The sequence below is a fragment of the Massilia atriviolacea genome, assembly GCF_003953935.1.
GTDB lineage: Bacteria > Pseudomonadota > Gammaproteobacteria > Burkholderiales > Burkholderiaceae_D > Telluria_A > Telluria_A atriviolacea.
Genome location: NZ_RXLQ01000016.1, coordinates 137,092 through 154,181, shown reverse-complemented (window position 1 = coordinate 154,181; position 17,090 = coordinate 137,092). Strand labels below are relative to the sequence as shown.

11 protein-coding genes (1 of these 11 running past the window's edge) are annotated in these 17,090 nt (G+C 65.2%); 9 read left to right on the top strand and 2 right to left on the bottom strand.

From position 1 onward, the window contains the following. From EJB06_RS32060 to EJB06_RS25005, 9 genes are all read left to right on the top strand, one after another. The coding region (locus tag EJB06_RS32060) for a hypothetical protein (RefSeq protein ID WP_164558036.1) at positions 1 to 474 on the top strand (474 nt) is incomplete at its 5' end. Next, positions 461 to 856 (top strand): flagellar hook assembly protein FlgD, encoded by a 396-nt coding sequence (locus EJB06_RS25040; RefSeq protein ID WP_126076748.1) that lies wholly within the window; start codon positions 461 to 463, stop codon positions 854 to 856. The genes EJB06_RS32060 and EJB06_RS25040, both read left to right, overlap by 14 nt. Before the next feature lie 15 nt (positions 857 to 871). Continuing rightward, positions 872 to 2,050, top strand: coding sequence for a flagellar basal-body rod protein FlgF (gene flgF, locus EJB06_RS25035; protein WP_126076747.1), 1,179 nt, complete (start codon positions 872 to 874; stop codon positions 2,048 to 2,050). Positions 2,051 to 2,059: 9 nt separating this feature from the next. Next, complete coding sequence (locus EJB06_RS25030; RefSeq protein WP_126076746.1) at positions 2,060 to 2,842, top strand: FliM/FliN family flagellar motor switch protein; 783 nt, start codon at positions 2,060 to 2,062, stop codon at positions 2,840 to 2,842. Between the two features lie 30 nt (positions 2,843 to 2,872). Further along, positions 2,873 to 3,205 (top strand): FliM/FliN family flagellar motor switch protein, encoded by a 333-nt coding sequence (locus EJB06_RS25025; protein ID WP_126076745.1) that lies wholly within the window; start codon positions 2,873 to 2,875, stop codon positions 3,203 to 3,205. Further along, on the top strand, positions 3,202 to 3,663 hold the full coding sequence (locus EJB06_RS25020; RefSeq protein WP_126076744.1) for a flagellar biosynthetic protein FliO: 462 nt from the start codon (positions 3,202 to 3,204) through the stop codon (positions 3,661 to 3,663). Before EJB06_RS25025 ends, EJB06_RS25020 begins: the two co-directional genes overlap by 4 nt. Continuing rightward, positions 3,656 to 4,423, top strand: coding sequence for a flagellar type III secretion system pore protein FliP (fliP, locus tag EJB06_RS25015; RefSeq protein WP_126076743.1), 768 nt, complete (start codon positions 3,656 to 3,658; stop codon positions 4,421 to 4,423). The genes EJB06_RS25020 and fliP overlap by 8 nt, the downstream gene beginning before the upstream one ends. Positions 4,424 to 4,430: 7 nt before the next feature. Then, entirely contained in the window at positions 4,431 to 5,192 is a 762-nt protein-coding gene (locus EJB06_RS25010) for a sigma-70 family RNA polymerase sigma factor (RefSeq protein WP_126076742.1), read from the top strand. A gap of 26 nt (positions 5,193 to 5,218) precedes the next feature. Continuing rightward, entirely contained in the window at positions 5,219 to 5,611 is a 393-nt protein-coding gene (locus EJB06_RS25005) for a hypothetical protein (protein ID WP_126076741.1), read from the top strand. On the opposite strand, the gene EJB06_RS25000 is transcribed toward EJB06_RS25005, so the two are convergent. Together EJB06_RS25000 and EJB06_RS24995 are read right to left on the bottom strand one after the other, a co-directional pair. Further along, entirely contained in the window at positions 5,605 to 6,420 is an 816-nt protein-coding gene (locus tag EJB06_RS25000; protein ID WP_126076740.1) for a FliH/SctL family protein, read from the bottom strand. The two genes, EJB06_RS25005 and EJB06_RS25000, sit on opposite strands and share 7 nt — an antisense overlap. Positions 6,421 to 6,654: 234 nt before the next feature. Then, a protein-coding gene (locus EJB06_RS24995; protein WP_126076739.1) for an Ig-like domain-containing protein crosses the window boundary here: on the bottom strand, positions 6,655 to 17,090 show its final stretch. The gene runs 26,809 nt beyond the window's last position; the window shows 10,436 of its 37,245 coding nt (coding positions 26,810-37,245); the start codon falls outside the window, past its right edge — the gene reads right to left on this strand; it ends in the stop codon at positions 6,655 to 6,657.

The following is a 17,090-nucleotide window of genomic DNA, read 5'->3' as shown; positions in this document are numbered from 1 at the left end:
CGCCAGCTGGCCGGCGACAGCGCCGCGCCGGCCGTGGCGCCGCCGGCCGTGCGCGAACCGGTGCGCCTGGCCGCCGCGCTGGCCGCCAGCAGCACCGAGGCCGACGCCCAGGAAGCGGCGCCGGCGCGCCAGGGCGCCGACAGCGACGCCGAACTGGGCGAGAAGCCGGCCTGGGAAAAGCGCATGATGCACCTGACCGGCGACGGCAAGGACGTCGACGTCTGGATCCGCGATGGCGAACTCGATCCGGCCCAGTCGATGAGCCTGATCTACCGCCTGGCCGGCGACATGGCCAGCGCCGGCCTGCGCCTGAAAGGCGCGACCGTCAACGGCAAGCCGGCCCTGCGCCCCGGCGACACCGTCCCGGCCGGCGCCCGTCCGGCCTTCGCGCAAGCGCTGGAAGCGGACCAGCCCGCCGCGCAGGACGCCCCCACCCCGATCACCCCCACAGGAAACCATCATGGCACTCGATAGCGTCAACACCGTCAACGCGACGAGCAACAGCTCGGTCAACCAGCAGGACTTCCTGCGCATCCTGCTGACCCAGCTGAACTCGCAAAATCCGTTGAAACCGATGGACAACACGGCCTTCGTCGCCCAGCTGGCCCAGTTTTCCCAGCTTGAGCAAACCCAGCAGATGCTGGGCGGGATCAACCAGCTGGTGTCGGTGCAGACCGCGACCCAGACCGTGGGCCTGCTCGGCAAGACCGTCAGCCTGCTCAACAACAATGCCTACACCACGGGCGTGGTCAACAACGTCTCGTTCAGCGGCACCACGCCGGCGCTGACGGTCAAGCCGGCCGCCGGCGCCGACATCAACAACGTCGAGCGCAAGCAAATTCTCGACGTCAAATAGACCCAAGGACATCCCATGCTCAAATCAATCAATATCGGCACCTCGGGTCTGATCGGCTTTTCCAAGGAACTGGAAACAATCAGCAACAACGTGGCCAACCTGAACACCCCCGGCTTCAAGGGCGCCAACAGCCAGTTCGCCGCCCTGTTTTCGGCCGGCGGCGACAGCGCCGGCGCGGGCGCCGGCAAGACCGGCACCCACAGCGGTTCCGGCCTGGGCACCCTGCCGACCATGGTCGACTTCACCCAGGGCCCGATCAACCAGACCACCAGCGACCTCGACGTGGCGATCGACGGCAACGGCTTTTTCGTGCTGCACGACGAGGCCGGCAATACCACCTACACGCGCGACGGCCGCTTCAACTTCAACAACGACGGCATCCTGACCAACGCCGCCGGCGACCGCGTGCAGCAGCTCACCGCCGAAGGCACGCTGAAAGACATCACCCTGGAAGGCTCGCGCATCAACGCCGCCCTGCCCAGCACCAGCATCAAGCTGGGCGGCAGCCTGTCGGTCGGCGAATCGCCCAAGGTGGTCAGCGGCATCAATGTGATCGACAGCGTCGGCGCCACGCGCGCCCTGTCGGTCGAGTTCAAGAACAACGGCGCGGTCACCCCGGGCAGCTGGCTGGTGACGATCAAGGACGGCACTGCCACCGTCGGCAGCGGCGAAGTGCGCTTCGTCGAGGGCAAGCTCGATCCGGCGCGCTCGAGCGTGTCGTTCAACTATGCGCCGGCCGGCGCGGCCAGGATGCCGATGGTGCTGACCCTGAACGCGGGCATGACCGTGCTGCCGACCGGACTGGCCAACATCAGCACGCCGACCGTGGACGGCTACGGCCAGGGCGCGCTGAGCAAGGTCACCTTCGACCGCGGCGGCAAGATGGTGATCAGCTACTCGAACGGCCAGACCAACACCAGCCAGCAACTGGCGCTGGCGCAGGTCAATACCGCGACCGACCTGGACCAGGTCGGCGGCAACACCTTCAAGAGCACCAATTCGCAGGCGGTCAAGCTGGGCGTGGCGGGCGAGGACGGCAGCGCCATCAGCGCCAAGTCGGTGGAAGGCTCGAACGTCGACCTGTCGAAGGCGTTTTCCGCGATCATCGTGACCCAGCGCGGCTACCAGGCCTCGTCGGAACTGATCAGCACGGCCAACGAAATGCTCGACACCCTGATGCGCATGAAAGGCTAAGGCGGACCCGTGAACGTTTCTCCTTTTCAGTTGCTCAAGCGCAGCACCGCCGATGCGCTCAGCACGCGCGCCAGCGCCGCGCTGGCCCAGTGGGGCGCGGCCTGGACCACCCTGCCCGACCATGCGCTCGGCTGCGCCGCCGCCAGCGAGCAGGCCGGCCGCCTGGCCGCCGGCGAGCTGCGCCACCGCCTGCTGGACGGCGGCGTCTCGGTCTGGGCCGCCGTGCCGGCGGGCATGGAGCGCCACCTGGAACAGCTGGTGTTCGGCCTGTCCGACCTCGACGCCGCCAGCGGCCGCCACCTCGCTTCGCGCCTGGGCGGCGGGGTGGCCGACGATGCGCTGGAAGACTTGCTGCAAACCCTGTTCGGCGCGCTGACCGGACGCAGCTCGCAGGCCGCGCCGGCACAGGCGCCCGGCGCGCAGCTGACCCGCCCCGGCTCCGGCGCGGTCATCTGCAGCGTGCAGCTGGGCGAGCGCGCCCTGCGCCTGCTGCTGCCGGCGGCGGTGCTGCCGGCGCCGCCCCCGCTGCGCGCGCGCCCGGGCGCGGCGCCGCTGACCACCCTGCAGCGCGCGCTGGCGGCCTTGCCGGTGCCGCTCAGCGTGGAACTGTGCCGCACCGAACTGACCCTCGGCTACCTGCGCACCCTGGCCGTGGGCGACGTGCTGGCGCTGCCGATGGCGACCGACCAGGAACTGCGCGTCACCGGACCGGGCGACACCACCGTCTGCCACGCCCACCTGGGCGCGCTGGACGGCGCCTACGCGGTCGAACTGATCAAAGCTGCGCGCTGAGCGCGCGGCCCCACTCCATTAGGAACCAATATGAACGAGAAAAACAGCCAAAGCGCGCCGCAGCACATCGACCTGCCGGAACTGCATGCGGGCAGCGGCCAGGGCCACTCCATCCTCAGCGGCAACCTGGACGTGATCCAGAACGTCAAGGTCAAGCTGTCGGTGAAGATCGGCGACGCGGTCGTCAGCATCGGCGAACTGATGAACATGAAGGAAGAACACATCCTCAAGCTGGACGCGGCGCTCGACTCGCCGGTGGACGTTCTGCTGGAAGGCAATATCGTCGCACGCGGCCAGCTGGTGGCGGTGGACGACAACTTCGGCGTGCGCATCACGGAATTGCCGAAAGTCGGCCAGCCATGAACGCGCTGCGCGCCGTCCTCGGCGCTTTGCTGCTGAGCCTGACGATGGCCTTGCCCGCGATGGCGCGCGCCGAGGCGCCGGCGGCCGCCGCGCCGGCCGCCGGCGGCGCCTCGGCGCGCCCCGCGATTCCGTTCAAGCAGGACAAGCAGGGCGCCGGATCGCTGGCTTACCAGAGCATGGCCGCCCTGGTGCTGGCCGCGCTGGCGGCCTACGGCGCGATCTTCGCGCTCAAGCGCTACACGCTCAAGGGCGGCGGGCCGCTGCGCCAGGCGCGCCGCCTGCGCAGCATCGAATCGATGCGCCTGAGCCGGCGCAGCACCCTGCACGTGGTGCATTACGACGGCGAAGAACTGCTGCTGGCCGAAAGCGAACATGGCCTGAGCCTGGTGAGCAGCCGCGGCGCCAAGGCGCTCGAGGCCGGCGCGGCCGAGGCCGCGCAAGGAGACAAGCATGCATAAACCCACCCTGCGCGCGGCCCTGCTGTGCGCCTTGCTGTGCGGCGCCGCCGCCGGCGCCATGGCCGCCGGCGCGCCCGCCGTCAGCCTGCCCGGGGTCGACATCAATATCAACGGCGCCGGCGGCCAGGCCAGCCAGGTCTCGGCCGCGCTGAAGATCCTGCTCGGCCTGACCGTACTGAGCCTCGCGCCGGCGCTGCTGGTGTCGGTCACGTCCTTCATCCGCATCACCGTGGTGCTGTCGATGCTGCGCCACGCCATGGGCATGCAGGAAACCCCGCCGAATACTGTGCTGATGAGCCTGGCGCTATTCCTGACCTTCTTCACCATGGCGCCGGTGCTCACCCAGGTCAACGAGCAGGCCTTCCAGCCCTTCATGAACGGCAAGATGGAAGCCCAGCCGGCATTCGACACGGCGCTGCGCCCGATCCGCGACTTCATGGTGCGCCAGACGCGCGAGCAGGACCTGCAATTGATGGTCGAGATCGCCAAGGCGCCGACCCCGACCACGGTGGACGACATCTCGACGGTGCAGCTGATTCCGGCCTTCATGCTGTCGGAATTGCGGGCCGCCTTCCAGATCGGCTTCGTGATCTTTTTGCCGTTCGTGCTGATCGACCTGATCGTCTCCACCATCCTGATGGCGCTGGGCATGATGATGGTGCCGCCAGTGACCATTTCGCTGCCGCTCAAGATATTGATGTTCGTGCTGATCGACGGCTGGAACCTGATCATCCGGGCCCTGCTCGGCACCTTCAATTAGCGGGACTGTGCGCACCTCGACGCCTCAAGGCGCTTCTGGCGCCGCCACACCCCCAGCGCTGGCCGACGAGCCGGCGCTGTGGAAAGCCGCGCGCGGCGGCGGCGCGGCGGCGCGCGCGCGCCTGATCGAAGGCTACCTGCCCTTCGTGCGCATGCTGGCCGCCAAGATGTTTGCCGGCCGCATCGATCACGACCTCGAATTCAATGAATACCTGCAATTCGGCACCATCGGCCTGATCGAGGCGGTCGACCGCTTCGACCCGGCCATGGGCAACCAGTTCAAGACCTTCGCCGGGCACCGCATCAACGGCGCCATCCTCGACGGCATCGGCCAGATGAGCGAAAAGCGCACCCAGGTCAACACCCGCAAGCGGCAGCAGGCCGAGCGCCGCGACGCCGCCCGGGTCGCGCTCGACAGCGGCACCAGGGACCTGTTCCAGCAACTGGCCGACGTGGCGATCGGGCTGGCGCTCGGCTATGTGCTGGACGATCCCGTGGTGTATGACCATCAGGACGCCAGCGTGGCCGACCAGCATTACACGCGCGTCGAAATGGCCCAGCTGCGCAGTAAAATGCAGGCGCTGGTCGCCACTCTTCCCGAGAAGGAACGAATGGTGATAAAGTATCATTATCTGAACCAGGTATCGTTCGCCGTCATTGCCGAGACGATGAACCTGAGCAAGGGTCGCGTGTCCCAGTTGCACAACCAGGCGCTGGCCCTGTTGCGGCGCGCGGCGAACGCGGTCAGCGCCTGCGATGTCGCATGGTAGCGCTCGACAAGAGAGAAAGTGGGTCCATGGCGGGAATAAGCAGCGTGCAGCAGATCGTCGCGACGATCCGCGCCGAAATGAGCAGCCGGGTCGTGAAAAACGACAGGCGCGGCCCCGCCGTGGCCGAAAAACGTGCGCCGCGCGCCAAGCCGGCGCAGGCGAGCGCGCGCATGACCGGCCTGCTGCAGCAGCGCGTGGCCGCACTCGACCCGGCCGATTCCCAGCGCGGGCGCAAGGCCTTCCGGATTTTCCTGGAATCGGTGCTGCTGGCCGAGTTCGGCGAAGAATTGATCAACGATCCCGCCTTTTACGCGATGGTCGACCAGGTGCAACTGGCGATGGAAGACGATCCGCAGATCGCCAGCGCGATCGCCCAGGCTGCGCAGAGCCTGTGCGGCGACGGCGCCAAAAACTACTGAGGCAGGCCGCGCGCGGCGACCAGGGCGGCGCGCAGGCGGTCGAGCTGGGTTTCGAGGCGGGCATCGAGCTCGCCGCTCTCGGTTTCCACGATGCAACCGCCCAGGACGACGTTCTTGTCGGCGCTCCACGTCACCAGGGTGCCTGACGGCAGGGCCTCGTCCAGCGCGCCGGCGCCGCGCAAGGCCGACAGGTCGCCCGGATGCAGGCGCACCACCACCTTTTCGCTGCTGACCGCGTGCGCGGCCGCCTCACTGACCAGCGCCTGGATGCCCTCGCGCGTCACGGCGGCGCTGCCCATCATCTTGCACACGGCTTCGAAGGCGATGGCCACGGCCATCTCTTCCAGCCCCTTGAAGCCGGTGGCGGTGGCTTGCTGGAGCTGGTCGGCGATCGAGCGCACCCGGGCCAGCTCGGCTTCGAAGGTTTTCTTGGCTTCCTCGGCGCCGCTCTGGCGCCCTTCCTGCAGGCCGCGCTGGCGGCCCAGTTCGCGCGCCTTGTCGGCGTCGTCCTTGAACTGGGCGAGGACCGATTCGCGCGCCTGGGCGATCAGGGCGTTCATGTCGGGTACGGGAGGGGCCGGCGGCGATGCCGGCGCCGCAACCGGAGGGGGGACGGGCGCGACAACGGGTGGCGCGGCAAGGGGAGCGGCGACCGGCGCGACCGGCGCCACGGGCGCGATCGGCGCATTGAGCGCGGGCGCGTCGGCCGCTGCGACGGCAGCGCTGACGGCCTCGCTGGCAATGGTACGCCGGCTCTTGAGCTTGCGCCGCTCTTCCGAGATGGCGGGGGAACGAATGATGGAAACCATGGACTTCGACTACCTGAAAATGGGGGAGCACGCGCATGGGCGCGGGCAAGGGATATGACAAGCTGTACTATGTCAGATCGCTGTTAGCTTGGAAAGCATGTTTTGCCGGAAGGACGGAGTGTCCATGCCATGGCACGCTGCGCTCGGCAGCCGAGCTGTATCTCTTTTCATATTCCTTGTCATTATTACTCCATGCATTGAAGGACCCGCCGCCATGGACGGCGGGCACCCACTCTACTTCCTGCGAACCAGATCGGTCAGCTGCGCATTGAGTGCATTGCCGAGCGATTCCGTCAGCCTGTCCATCAACTCTTCCATCGATGGGCTGCGTGTCGCCGCGGAAGGCGATCCGGCTTTCTCAAGCTGAGGCAAGACGATCGATCCACCGCCATGAATCGGCGTGAGCGAACTGGCGGCCAGCGTGACGCCATGCATGACGGTCGCCGCAATCCCCGAGGTCACGTTGGCAAACGTCACAAACGGATTCAAGCCTGCCGGCGTATCGCAGGCGCTGCCGCCCAGGACATGCACGGCCAGCTCGCGCGAAGCCAGCGCAGTCGACCCGTTGCCGGCCGCCGTGCTGGTCGAACGCACCTGCAACTGCATGATGCCTTCGAAGCGCTTGGGCGGCGTGACGCTCAGCGCCGCCAGGTTCCAGCCGCTCAGGTCGACCAACCCGCTGCCGGTGACCAGCACCTCGCGCACGCCATCGCGCACCACACTGCCCTTGAGCAGGCCGGCCAGTTCGGTCTTCAGGCTCGCTCCTTTGTCGCCCTCGGCCAGCGCGGCACCGATCACCGGCAAGGCGATGGCGGTGTTGACGAAGCCGTAGGCAGCGCTTGCACTGGCAGGCAGGGTTTCCACCACCTTGAGCGAATCGATCATCGCGCCGCGCGCCGTGCCCGTATCGGTGCCGCCTTCCAGCTCGACGCGCACCGTGCGCGCCTGGCCGTTACCGGTGAAGCTGAAGTTCAGCGCTTTCCAGTTCAGCGCCGTATTGCCGCTCTGGCCGGCGTAACTGCCGACCAGCACGTCGTCGACGTACACGCCGATGCGCGTGTTGGCTGGCGCCACGCCCAACGGGCCCGCGTAATCGAGGCTGAAGGTATAGTGCGCGCCGTCGATGGTGGCGACCGAGCGTTCGATGCCCGGCATCTGGTAGCGTGGATTGCTGCCGCTGTTGACGCCGTTGGTCAGGCCCAGCCACTCGCGGCCGGCGCCGTTGGCGGCTTTCACCGCCACGTGCTTGCCGAGCGCGTTCGGCATGCTGTCGCCGCTGCCCCACACCAGGAAGGCATCGTCCTTGCCGCGACCTGGCGACAGCACCTCCCAGCCGTTGAACTCGTCGCAATCGATCACGGTCGCGCCATACGTCGTGTCGCACACGTTTTCCCAGCTCGTTTCCAGCACGGTGCGGCTGGTGCTGAGTTTCGCCGGCGCCACCGTCAGCACCGGCGCCTGGGCCACCGCCTCGATATCGAGAACGATGTCCCTGGTCACCACCGCCTGGCTCGCGCCGACGCTTTCGCTGCTGACTGCGCTCAGTTTCAGCGCCAGCTTGCCGCTGAAGCTCGCCGGTGGCTTGATCGCCAGGGCCGCCGTGTTCCAGCCGGTGATGTCGGCAACAGGCTGGGCCGCGCTGAGCGTCAGCGAACGGCTGCCGTCGCTCACTACCGAACCGGCAGGCAAGCCCGCCAGGGTCAGTTTGAGGCGCTCGGAGCCGTCGGCATCGGCCAGTTGCGCGCCGATGCCTGCCAGGACCGCGCTGCCGCCCTGCTTGCCGGCATTGAGCTTGATGCTCTGGTCCAGCGCGATGTTGTCGATCATCATGCCTCGACCGCCTTTTTCGCGGTCGGCGGCATCGGTCACGATGCGGATGGTTTGCTTGCCGCCATTACCGGTGAACCTGGCGACCGCATGCTGCCAGTTCAGGGCGCTGCCGCTGGTGTTGTCGAAGCGCGCGACCAGGGTGTTGTCGACGTACACAGCGATGCGGGTCGTGTCCGCATCGTAGCCGACGCGGCCCGCCAGGTCGAAGCCCAGGCTGTAGCTGGCGCCCTTCTCGGTCGTCACTTCGCGCGCGATGCCCAGCGTTTGCAGCTGGTTGCCGCCGGCATCGTTCAGTTCGAGCCAGTTGTTGCCGCCGTTGCCAGCCGCAGCCACCTTGCGCATGCGGCCGCCGGCATCTTCCATCTGGTCGCCCTGGCTCCAGATTTCGAAGCCATCCTTGCCGCCGCCGAGGCCGCGGCCGGCGCCATGCCGGTCGGTGCCGGTGATCAGCGACCAGCCGTCGAACAGCGCGGCGTCGACCATGCCCGACTGGTCGTTGGCGTTGGCCGCGCTCTCCCAGCCGGTGCCGAACAGGCGACGCTCGGCCGTATTCGCGGGCACCTGCAGCGCGGCGGCATCGGCCACCGCCTTGATGTCGATCTCGACAATGGCGGACGCACTGCCGCCCCGGCCGTCGGAAACGCTGAAGCCAAGGCGGGCGTAATGCTCGCGCTGGTTGCCGTAGCCTTTTTCCAGATAGCCGGCGCCGCCGGACGCATTCGCCGCCGGAGTGAAGCGCAGTTTTCCGGCGTCCAGGTCGGCCTGGGTGAAGTGGTTGCCGACCGCCGCATCGATCCAGGCGCCGCTGATCTGGCGCACCTGCAGGCGCCCTTCCGCCGGCAAGGCGGTCAGGATCACGCTCAGGGCGTCGCCATCGCGGTCGCCCGCGTAGAAGTCGCCCCATGCCAGCACGAGCGGCGTGTCTTCCGTGCCGGTCACCAGCGAATTGACGGCTACCGGCGCGTCGTTGACCTCGGTGATGGTGAGGGTGACGGTGGCGATGTTCGAATCGGACTTGCCATCGTTGACGCGGTAGGTGAAGCTGTCGGCGCCGACATAGTTGGTATCGGCCTGGTAGGTGAAGCTGCCGTCGGCATGGATCACCACCGTGCCGTTGGCCGGGCCGGCGACGATGCTGGCCGTGACCGCATCGCCGTCGGCGTCGCTGAAGGAAGGACGCAGTGTGACGGCGCCGTCTTCCAGCAGCGCCGTGGACTGGTCGAGCAGCAGCGGCGCGTCGTTCACGGCGTGGACGATCAGGCTGACCGTGGCGAGGTTCGAATCGAGCGTGCCATCGTTGACGACGTAGGTGTAGCTGTCGCTGCCGGCGTAGTTACGGTCCGGCGTGTAGGTGAAGTGACCGGCGGCGTTGACTGTGACCCTGCCGTGGGTCGGACCGGCCACGATGCGCGCGGTGAGCGCATCGCCGTCGGCATCGCTGGCGATCGACAGCGGCGCGATGGTGATCGCGCCGTCTTCCAGCAGGCCGACCTGGGCGTCGGTGAGGACCGGAGCGTCGTTGACCGGACGGATGGTCAGGGTCAGCGTGGCGACATTCGACACCTTGCTGCCGTCGGACAGGGTAAAGCGCAGCGTGTCGGCGCCGTTGTGGTTGGCCTTCGGCGTGTAGCGCAAGCTGCCGTCGGCGTCCCTGGTCACCACGCCGTTGGCGGGAGCGCCGACGACGGCCAGCGTCAGCACGCTGCTGTCGACGTCCATGCCCAGGCGGCGCGGATCGAGCACTATGCTGCCGTCCTCGTCCAGCGTTTCCGCACTGTCGCGCGCCACCGGCGCGTCGTTCACCGCGTGGACGATCAGATTGACCGTGGCCACGTTCGAATCGGCCTGGCCGTCGTTGACGACGAAGGTATAGCTGTCGGTGCCGAAGTAATTGGCGTTGGCCGTGTAGGTAAAGTGGCCGGCGGCGTTGACTGTCAGGGTGCCGTGCGCCGGGCCGGCGACGATGCGCGTCTTGAGCACATCGCCATCGGCGTCGGATGCGATCGACAGCGGTGCGATCGTGATCGCGCCGTCTTCCAGCAGCCCGACCTGGGCGTCGGCCAGGGTCGGCGCGTCGTTGACCGCCACGATGGTCAGCGCCAGCGTCGCCACGTTCGAGACCAGTTTGCCGTCCGACAGCGTAAAGCGCACGCTGTCGCTGCCGTTGTAGTTGGCGTTCGGGGTGTAGCGGTAACGGCCGTCGGCCTGCTTGCTCAGCACCCCGTTGGCCGGAGCCCCGGCGATCGACAGCGTCAGTTCGCTGCTGTCGATATCGGTACCCAGGCGCAGCTCGCGCACGTCGAGGACGATGCTGCCGTCTTCGAGCATGCTGGCGCTGGCGTCGCGCGCCACCGGTGCGTCGTTGGCGGCGACGACCGTCACGTTGACCGTGGCCACACGCGAATCGAGCGTGCCGTCGTTGACGACGTAGCTGTAGCTGTCGGGGCCGAAGTAATTGGCGTGCGGCGTGTAGGTGATGTTGCCGGCAGCGTTGACCAGCACCGTACCGTGCGCCGGACCGGCCACGATGCGCGCGCCCAGGCGGTCGCCATCGACGTCGCTTGCCACCGACAGCGGATTGATCGTGATGGATTTATCTTCCAGCACGCCGATGTTGGCGTCGCTCAGCGTTGGGGCGTCGTTGACCGGGGTGATGGTGATGGTCAGCGTGGCCTCGGCCGAGACCTGGCGGCCGTCGCTCAAGGTGAAGCGCAGGGTGTCGGTGCCGGCAAAGTCGGCCGCTGGCGTGTAGATCCAGGTCCCTTGCGGGGTCTGGACCAGCGCGCCGTGCACCGGCTGCACCGTCACGGCGGCGATGCTTCCACCGCTGCCGAAGCTGCCGAGGTCGAGGACCATGCTGCCGTCCTCCTGCAATTGCACCGCCCCGTCGCGTGCCACCGGCGCGCTGCTGCCGGCCAGCACGGTCAGGCGCAGGGTCACCGGCGCCGACAGTGCGACACCGTCGCTGACCTGATAGGTCAACGCATCCTCGCCCGCGTAGCCGGCGTTGGCCACGTAGGTGAACGTGCCGTCGCTGTTGCGCAGCAGGGTGCCGTGCGCGGGAGCGCCGAGCACAATGGCCGAGAGGGTGTCGCCGTCGACATCGACCGCGCCCTTGAGCGGATCGAAGCTGAACGGCTGGCCGGCGGTGACGACGCCGGCATGGTCCGCCATGGCCGGTGCATCGTTGACCGGCGTGACAGTCAGCGTCACGGTGGCGGCGTTCGAGGTGCGGCCGCCTGCCGTGTAGCGGTAGCTGAAGGTGTCGACGCCATGGAAGTTGGGCGCCGGCTTGTAGCTGAAGGTGCCGTCGGCATTGGCCGTCAGGCTGCCGTGCGCTGGCTGGGACAGCAGTTCCACCACAGCGCCTGCGGCTGTTGCACCCAGGTCGTTCGACAGCGGCGCAAGGGCGATCCCGGTGTCTTCCTCGAATGCGATGGCGTCGTCGAGCGCGAGCGGGTCCTGCACCAGCTCAATATCGCGCAGGCTGACCGAACTCGCTTCGGCGCCGAAGCCCATCAGGTCGAATGCAAGCGTGACCGGGGTGCCGGCCAGCGGGTCGCCGCCAGCGACAGCCTGCGCCAGGTCGATGTAGTAAGTCATCGAGCCATCCGCGTTCTTCACCTTGCGCACGCTGGACGACAGCGATTCGCTGCGGTCGCCCTGGATGTTGAGCAGCGCATCGCTGCGGGTCATGCCGGTGGTGCCGGCCACCGAAGCGCCGGTGGTGGCGTGCAGCAGCGCCACTTCGAAGGCGTCGCCGGGACCGGAACGGCTGTCCGGACCGTTCGCCTGGAGCTGGTTCTTCGCGACCGTGAACGCCAGGTAGCGGTCGCCCTGCCTGATCGTGAAACTCTGAGCAAGGTGGGCACTGGACAGCGCGCTCTCGCCCAAGGTGGCGCTGCCGTCGCCGTTGAAGACGACATTGCCATCGACCTGCCAGCCGGCGACTGTGCCCAGCGCGCCGTTGGTCAGCGTTGCCGCTGGCGCCTGGGTGATTGGCGTGACGGGGCTGGCGCCCTGCGCCGACAGCGTCGCCGGCGCGCCAATGGTGGCGGTCGCGTTGAACGACGAACCTCCCTGGGCGGCGGCCATGGCGATCAGCCGGTTCAGGTCTTCCGTGCTCGGCAAGTGACGCGCTCCCGGGTCCAGGCGGGCGTCCATGACCGTTTCCGGATCGGTCTCGTGACCGAGGCCAAGAGTATGGCCGAGTTCGTGGATCAGCACCGTCAGCAGATCCATTTTGGCTGCCGCCGCACTGCCCGGACGGGCGGTAAACTCGGATGCGTTGCCGTCGGCGTCGAATTCTTCCTGACCCGACGGGGTGGCGTCGACGAACCAGCCCCAGCCCGCGCCATCTGCCGACAGGGTGATGGTACGGCCGGAGGTTTCGGCGGCGACGCCCTTGGCCAGGTCGCCGATCTGGATGTTCACGTCGGCGAACCATTCTGGGGCGACACCGGCGTCGGCCCAGTGCTGGCGGGCGGCAGCGAGCACCGTGTTGACGTCGGCCGACGTCAGCGGAACGATGTTTTGCGCCGCGCCTGGCGTGGTCAAGATTGCTTGGGGTGGAGTCTCCTTACGCAAAAGCGCGTTCAAGACCACGACCAGCCTTTGCATGTCTACAAGACCAGGTTGGAACATCGCGCTCTTGGTAGCCAATGCAATGAACTGTTTTTGATATCGTTCTACGTTACGCCCATGTGTGTAGTTGATCAATCCCATAAAATTGGGAACAGCGCCATTTGGGGTAGGATTCTCGCCTACCGCATATTCATCGATCATCCCCAACGTATGTGCAAATTCATGCACGATATTCTGTGCCAGTCCCTCGATGAATCTGTCAGTAGGAGTTTTAATATTTGTTATGCCACGGGCGCTTTCGATTCGCAAGATATTCGCCAATCCTCCCCCGACAGGTAGCAAATAGGTACTAGGCGGAGTATCCGTCGGACGGCGAGGATTGCCTCCCGGCATTCCACGTCGCTTATTCATCATGGACGCGATCACCGCACGTTGAATGCCAGGTGAGGTTGTCGCCGCAACCACAGCATCCACATTGCCGAGATCATGGTGTGCTAGCCCGGTGCGGATCGGTTTATCGGGGAATATGCGCAAATATTGCGCATCCATTCCAGCATCATTTTCACCATTTTCTTCCGTATGGGCACGATTAACTTTGATTGTCGGATCAATGGTCGCCAGCAAAGCCTCAACTGACGCAACATATTTTTCCACAAAATTTCCGAATTCTGTTTCGTTCAGTGCTCCATTAGTCATCAGCGTCGAGAGAATTCTCGATTGAAACTCATCAAAATCATGTTGAGAGCTCTCGTGAGCCTCAGCCAGCTTAGTTCCTGTTAGCGCAAAATTGTAATCGGCATTGGTTCGTGGATGGGCAATCAGATCAATGAGGCCTTCCTTCAATTTTCCGACATTAAGATTTAAAACGCTGTGCCGTACAGTTGCCGCTTTCAGCTCTACCGAAAAATTACCGCTTTGTATAGCTTTAAATGGATCACCGTCAGGGCCTGGCTCACCAAATTCGACGACGACACTATCAACCCCATTATCGGCTTGCGCCTGTGTCCTTGCAGTATAGGTAATAGTGGTGAAATCCCCCTCATGTGTGATTGTGAACGGGACCGGCACCCTCGGATTAGCACCTACAAACCGTGCTTTTAAATGAAGCGGATTGTAGATAATTTTTTTTCTAGTCTGTCCAACTAAGGTATCAATAAAGTTCCACTCATCAAGGCCGACCTTCTCGCCATTTACCGTCTCACTCCCAACGTAATTATCCGCCATGTCACTACGGTAATAGATCATTTTCTTTCCAATAACCGATTTTCCGGTTCCGTTAGCGTCTCTAGCGGTTGTAAGAGTAGCCGCAATACCCAACAGAACCTCTTCCGCCTCACCAATTATGGAGCGCGAGTTAAGAAACAATTGCGGTGAAAGTGTAGACTTAATGTCGAACTTCATTATGCCGCCCGGATTGACCAACTGCGGCACATTCTTTAGGCTCCCAACAATAAACTTACTATCGGCAGCTATTTCAACACCCATATAAAGACCTGCTGAAGTGTTATTCTTCCACTGTATCGTAAGCTCACCAACGCCCTCGGTATAGTTACTCGTCAGCGCGGGCGATATGCCACCAGGAGTGGTGGGATCTGTCGGGTTTGATACTGCAGGGGTAGTCACAGCCCGGCTACCCGCTATTGCTCCTTCCGCGTCTCCGCGTGGTGACGTTTGAACGACAGGAGTACCGCCACCGTTGATCGCGCTAATGCCAATAACGTCGGAATGCGCCAGAATATCGAAATCGCCCGACGTCACCGTCACATCCATGCCCGGCGTATACGTCCCGATCCCGTAAATCGCGCCGAAGTCCAGTCCATCGAGCGGGCCGTCATAGCGGATCGGCTGGGCCGCCAGGATCGGTTTCGAATTACTGCCCTTACCAGTCCGGTCGATCGGGAACGACAGCAGGTTCTCGTGGCCAAGCGCGGCGCGAATCAACTCCTTCGCATCCCAGGCGAACAGCACGTCGACGAAGCGGGTTCCGCCTTCGATGTCTTCTTCCAGCCAGACCTTGCCCAACAGGCGTCCATCCGGCGCCAGCGAGAGGGTGTCGATCGACGCATTCGGGATCGGCGTGGTGGCGCCCAGGTAAACAGGATGTCCGTTCTTGCCCATCGGATTCTTGATGATCCCGATCTTGCCGCCAATCTGCTTGCCATAACCAAACCCGCCCGCCTCGCTCGACGAAGGGTCGTTGCTCAACATGTTGTAGTCCGACGTCAGCGCATACTCCACCCCGTCGTAGGTCACCATGACAACTTGCTGCGCACGCTGGATGTTCTGATGATGCTTGTTATCCATCCACATCGGATCGTCCTCAGGCCGCAGAGTGGTTGCGCTCGCTTTTGCCGCGCCGGTCAGCTCGCCCGATCCATTGAGCGTCCAGGTAATGCCCACCACGCCACGGTTGTAGTCCTTGGCATTGGTCACCAGGAATTCGCCGGCTTCCTCGCCACTCGCGATCGACAAGGTACCCTTGCCCATGTTGGCGAACGGATAGCTGCCCTCGAAGGCCTTGAAGGCCGGTCCCGTGAACTTGCCTTGCGCATTGACCAGCGACAGGTCGAGCACGTACACATGGCCAGGTTTGGCATATGGCGTGTTTTGTATACTGATCGGCTCGCCCGTCGCGGTAATGCCAAGGTAGCGCCCGTTATTGACGGCCATGTCCTGGAAGCCGGACCCGGCAACCACCCCCGGCAGATCGATGACCTGCTGGGTCTTGAGGAAGCCGGCGGTTTTCTGGTCGATGTTGACGCGCAGCAAACGGCCGCCGTCACTTCGCGCCGCATTGCCTTCCGTGATGTACAGCCAGCCGTCGTGAACGGCCAGGCTCGACAGCCTGGTAGTCGCATTCCCCACCGTCAGCGTGTGCACGATCTTTTTCATCATCGTATCCACCACGTACACATGGTTGTTGGCTGCGGCCACGAAGGCCAGGGTGCCATCGGCGCTGAACACCACCGCATCGGTATACCGGCCCTGGAAGTTCAGCGCGCGACCCAGCTCGTCGACCGATTCGGTTTTCAGCAAGGCGAGCCCCTTCCCGTCGCCCGGCTGGAAGTAGTGCAATTTCCCGGCTGAAGCGACCAAGGTGTCCGTACTGCCAGGCAACCAAGCCTCCACCGGGGTACTGTCGATGCTGACTGCCTTCTCGACCGTGTCGCCGTTCAGGCTGGCCAGGGCAATGCGCTCGATCGACACCGTGTGCTGCGAGATGGCGACGCCGTCCGGCACCCGGATTTCCAGCTTGCCATTGCTCAGCAAGGTGGCCGTCACGCTGGTCCAGACCAGGCCGCGGTCCGGCATGCTGTTCGGCTCCGGCACCATGTTGTTGCGTGCCTGCAGCCAGACCTTGAGCTTGAAGTTGCTCGCCACCGCGTTCGGCGGAATGAAGTTGGTCCCGGTCAAGGTCAGCTTGTTGGTATTGCGGTCGAAGTCCAGGCCGGTGATGTCCGGCTCATGCCAGGCCGTTGCCGGCGCTGCCGGGAAAGCCAGCGAGATCGTGCCCGGATCGAAGGCGGTCGACGGCACATCGCGTTGATACGTGCCGTCAATGGTGTACCTGAGCGCGATCGCGCCGGAATGGCCGGAAAAGATCCCGAGCGCCGCCACCGCCATCATCGGCGACGGCGCCATGGCGATCGCCATCTGCTGCGAATAGATCGCATCCCAGTCGAGGAAGGCGCCGCTGACCTTGACTTCGCCGGTCTGCTTGTTCAGGTCCTTCCTGACCGAGACCAGCATGGTGCCGCTGCCCATCGCGCCGGCGTACGGCGGACTGGCCGTGCGCGCCAGGCCATCGGCGCCGATGTGGCCGTTGTCGACCAGCCACCAGGTGTCATGGCTGACACCGCTGGCATCGAGCACCGTTCCCTTGCGCCAGAAGAACACTTCGGTGCCGGCTTCCAGCACCTTCGCCTCTCCCGTAAGCGGATCGATCGGGGCCCGCACTTTCAATGCCATCTGCAACGGCAAGGTGGCGTTCGGTCCGCCCAGGTCGATTTGCACCGCCCCCAGCGCATCCATGATGCTCGGGGCCGGCAATTGCATGCCCACCGCGTCGAGGGCGAGCGACTGGATCGAGACCGTCGGCGTGCCCGCAAGCGCGCCCGGCGCGACCATCAACAGGTTGCCATTGGCATCCTGCAGCACCGCGCCGTCGGCGCCGTTGATGGCGGTCGGTCCGGTCGCCGGCGCCTGCACTTCCAGCACGATATCGTGCTGCAGGCCGCCATGGATCACGGAAATCG

Bases quoted from the DNA above. Each gene is read 5' to 3' on its own strand.
- EJB06_RS25040 (WP_126076748.1), top strand. From the start codon at position 461: ATGGCACTCGATAGCGTCAACACCGTCAACGCGACGAGCAACAGCTCG.
- flgF (WP_126076747.1), top strand. From the start codon at position 872: ATGCTCAAATCAATCAATATCGGCACCTCGGGTCTGATCGGCTTTTCC.
- EJB06_RS25025 (WP_126076745.1), top strand. From the start codon at position 2,873: ATGAACGAGAAAAACAGCCAAAGCGCGCCGCAGCACATCGACCTGCCG.
- EJB06_RS25020 (WP_126076744.1), top strand. From the start codon at position 3,202: ATGAACGCGCTGCGCGCCGTCCTCGGCGCTTTGCTGCTGAGCCTGACG.
- fliP (WP_126076743.1), top strand. From the start codon at position 3,656: ATGCATAAACCCACCCTGCGCGCGGCCCTGCTGTGCGCCTTGCTGTGC.
- EJB06_RS25005 (WP_126076741.1), top strand. From the start codon at position 5,219: ATGGCGGGAATAAGCAGCGTGCAGCAGATCGTCGCGACGATCCGCGCC.
- EJB06_RS25000 (WP_126076740.1), bottom strand. From the start codon at position 6,420: ATGGTTTCCATCATTCGTTCCCCCGCCATCTCGGAAGAGCGGCGCAAG.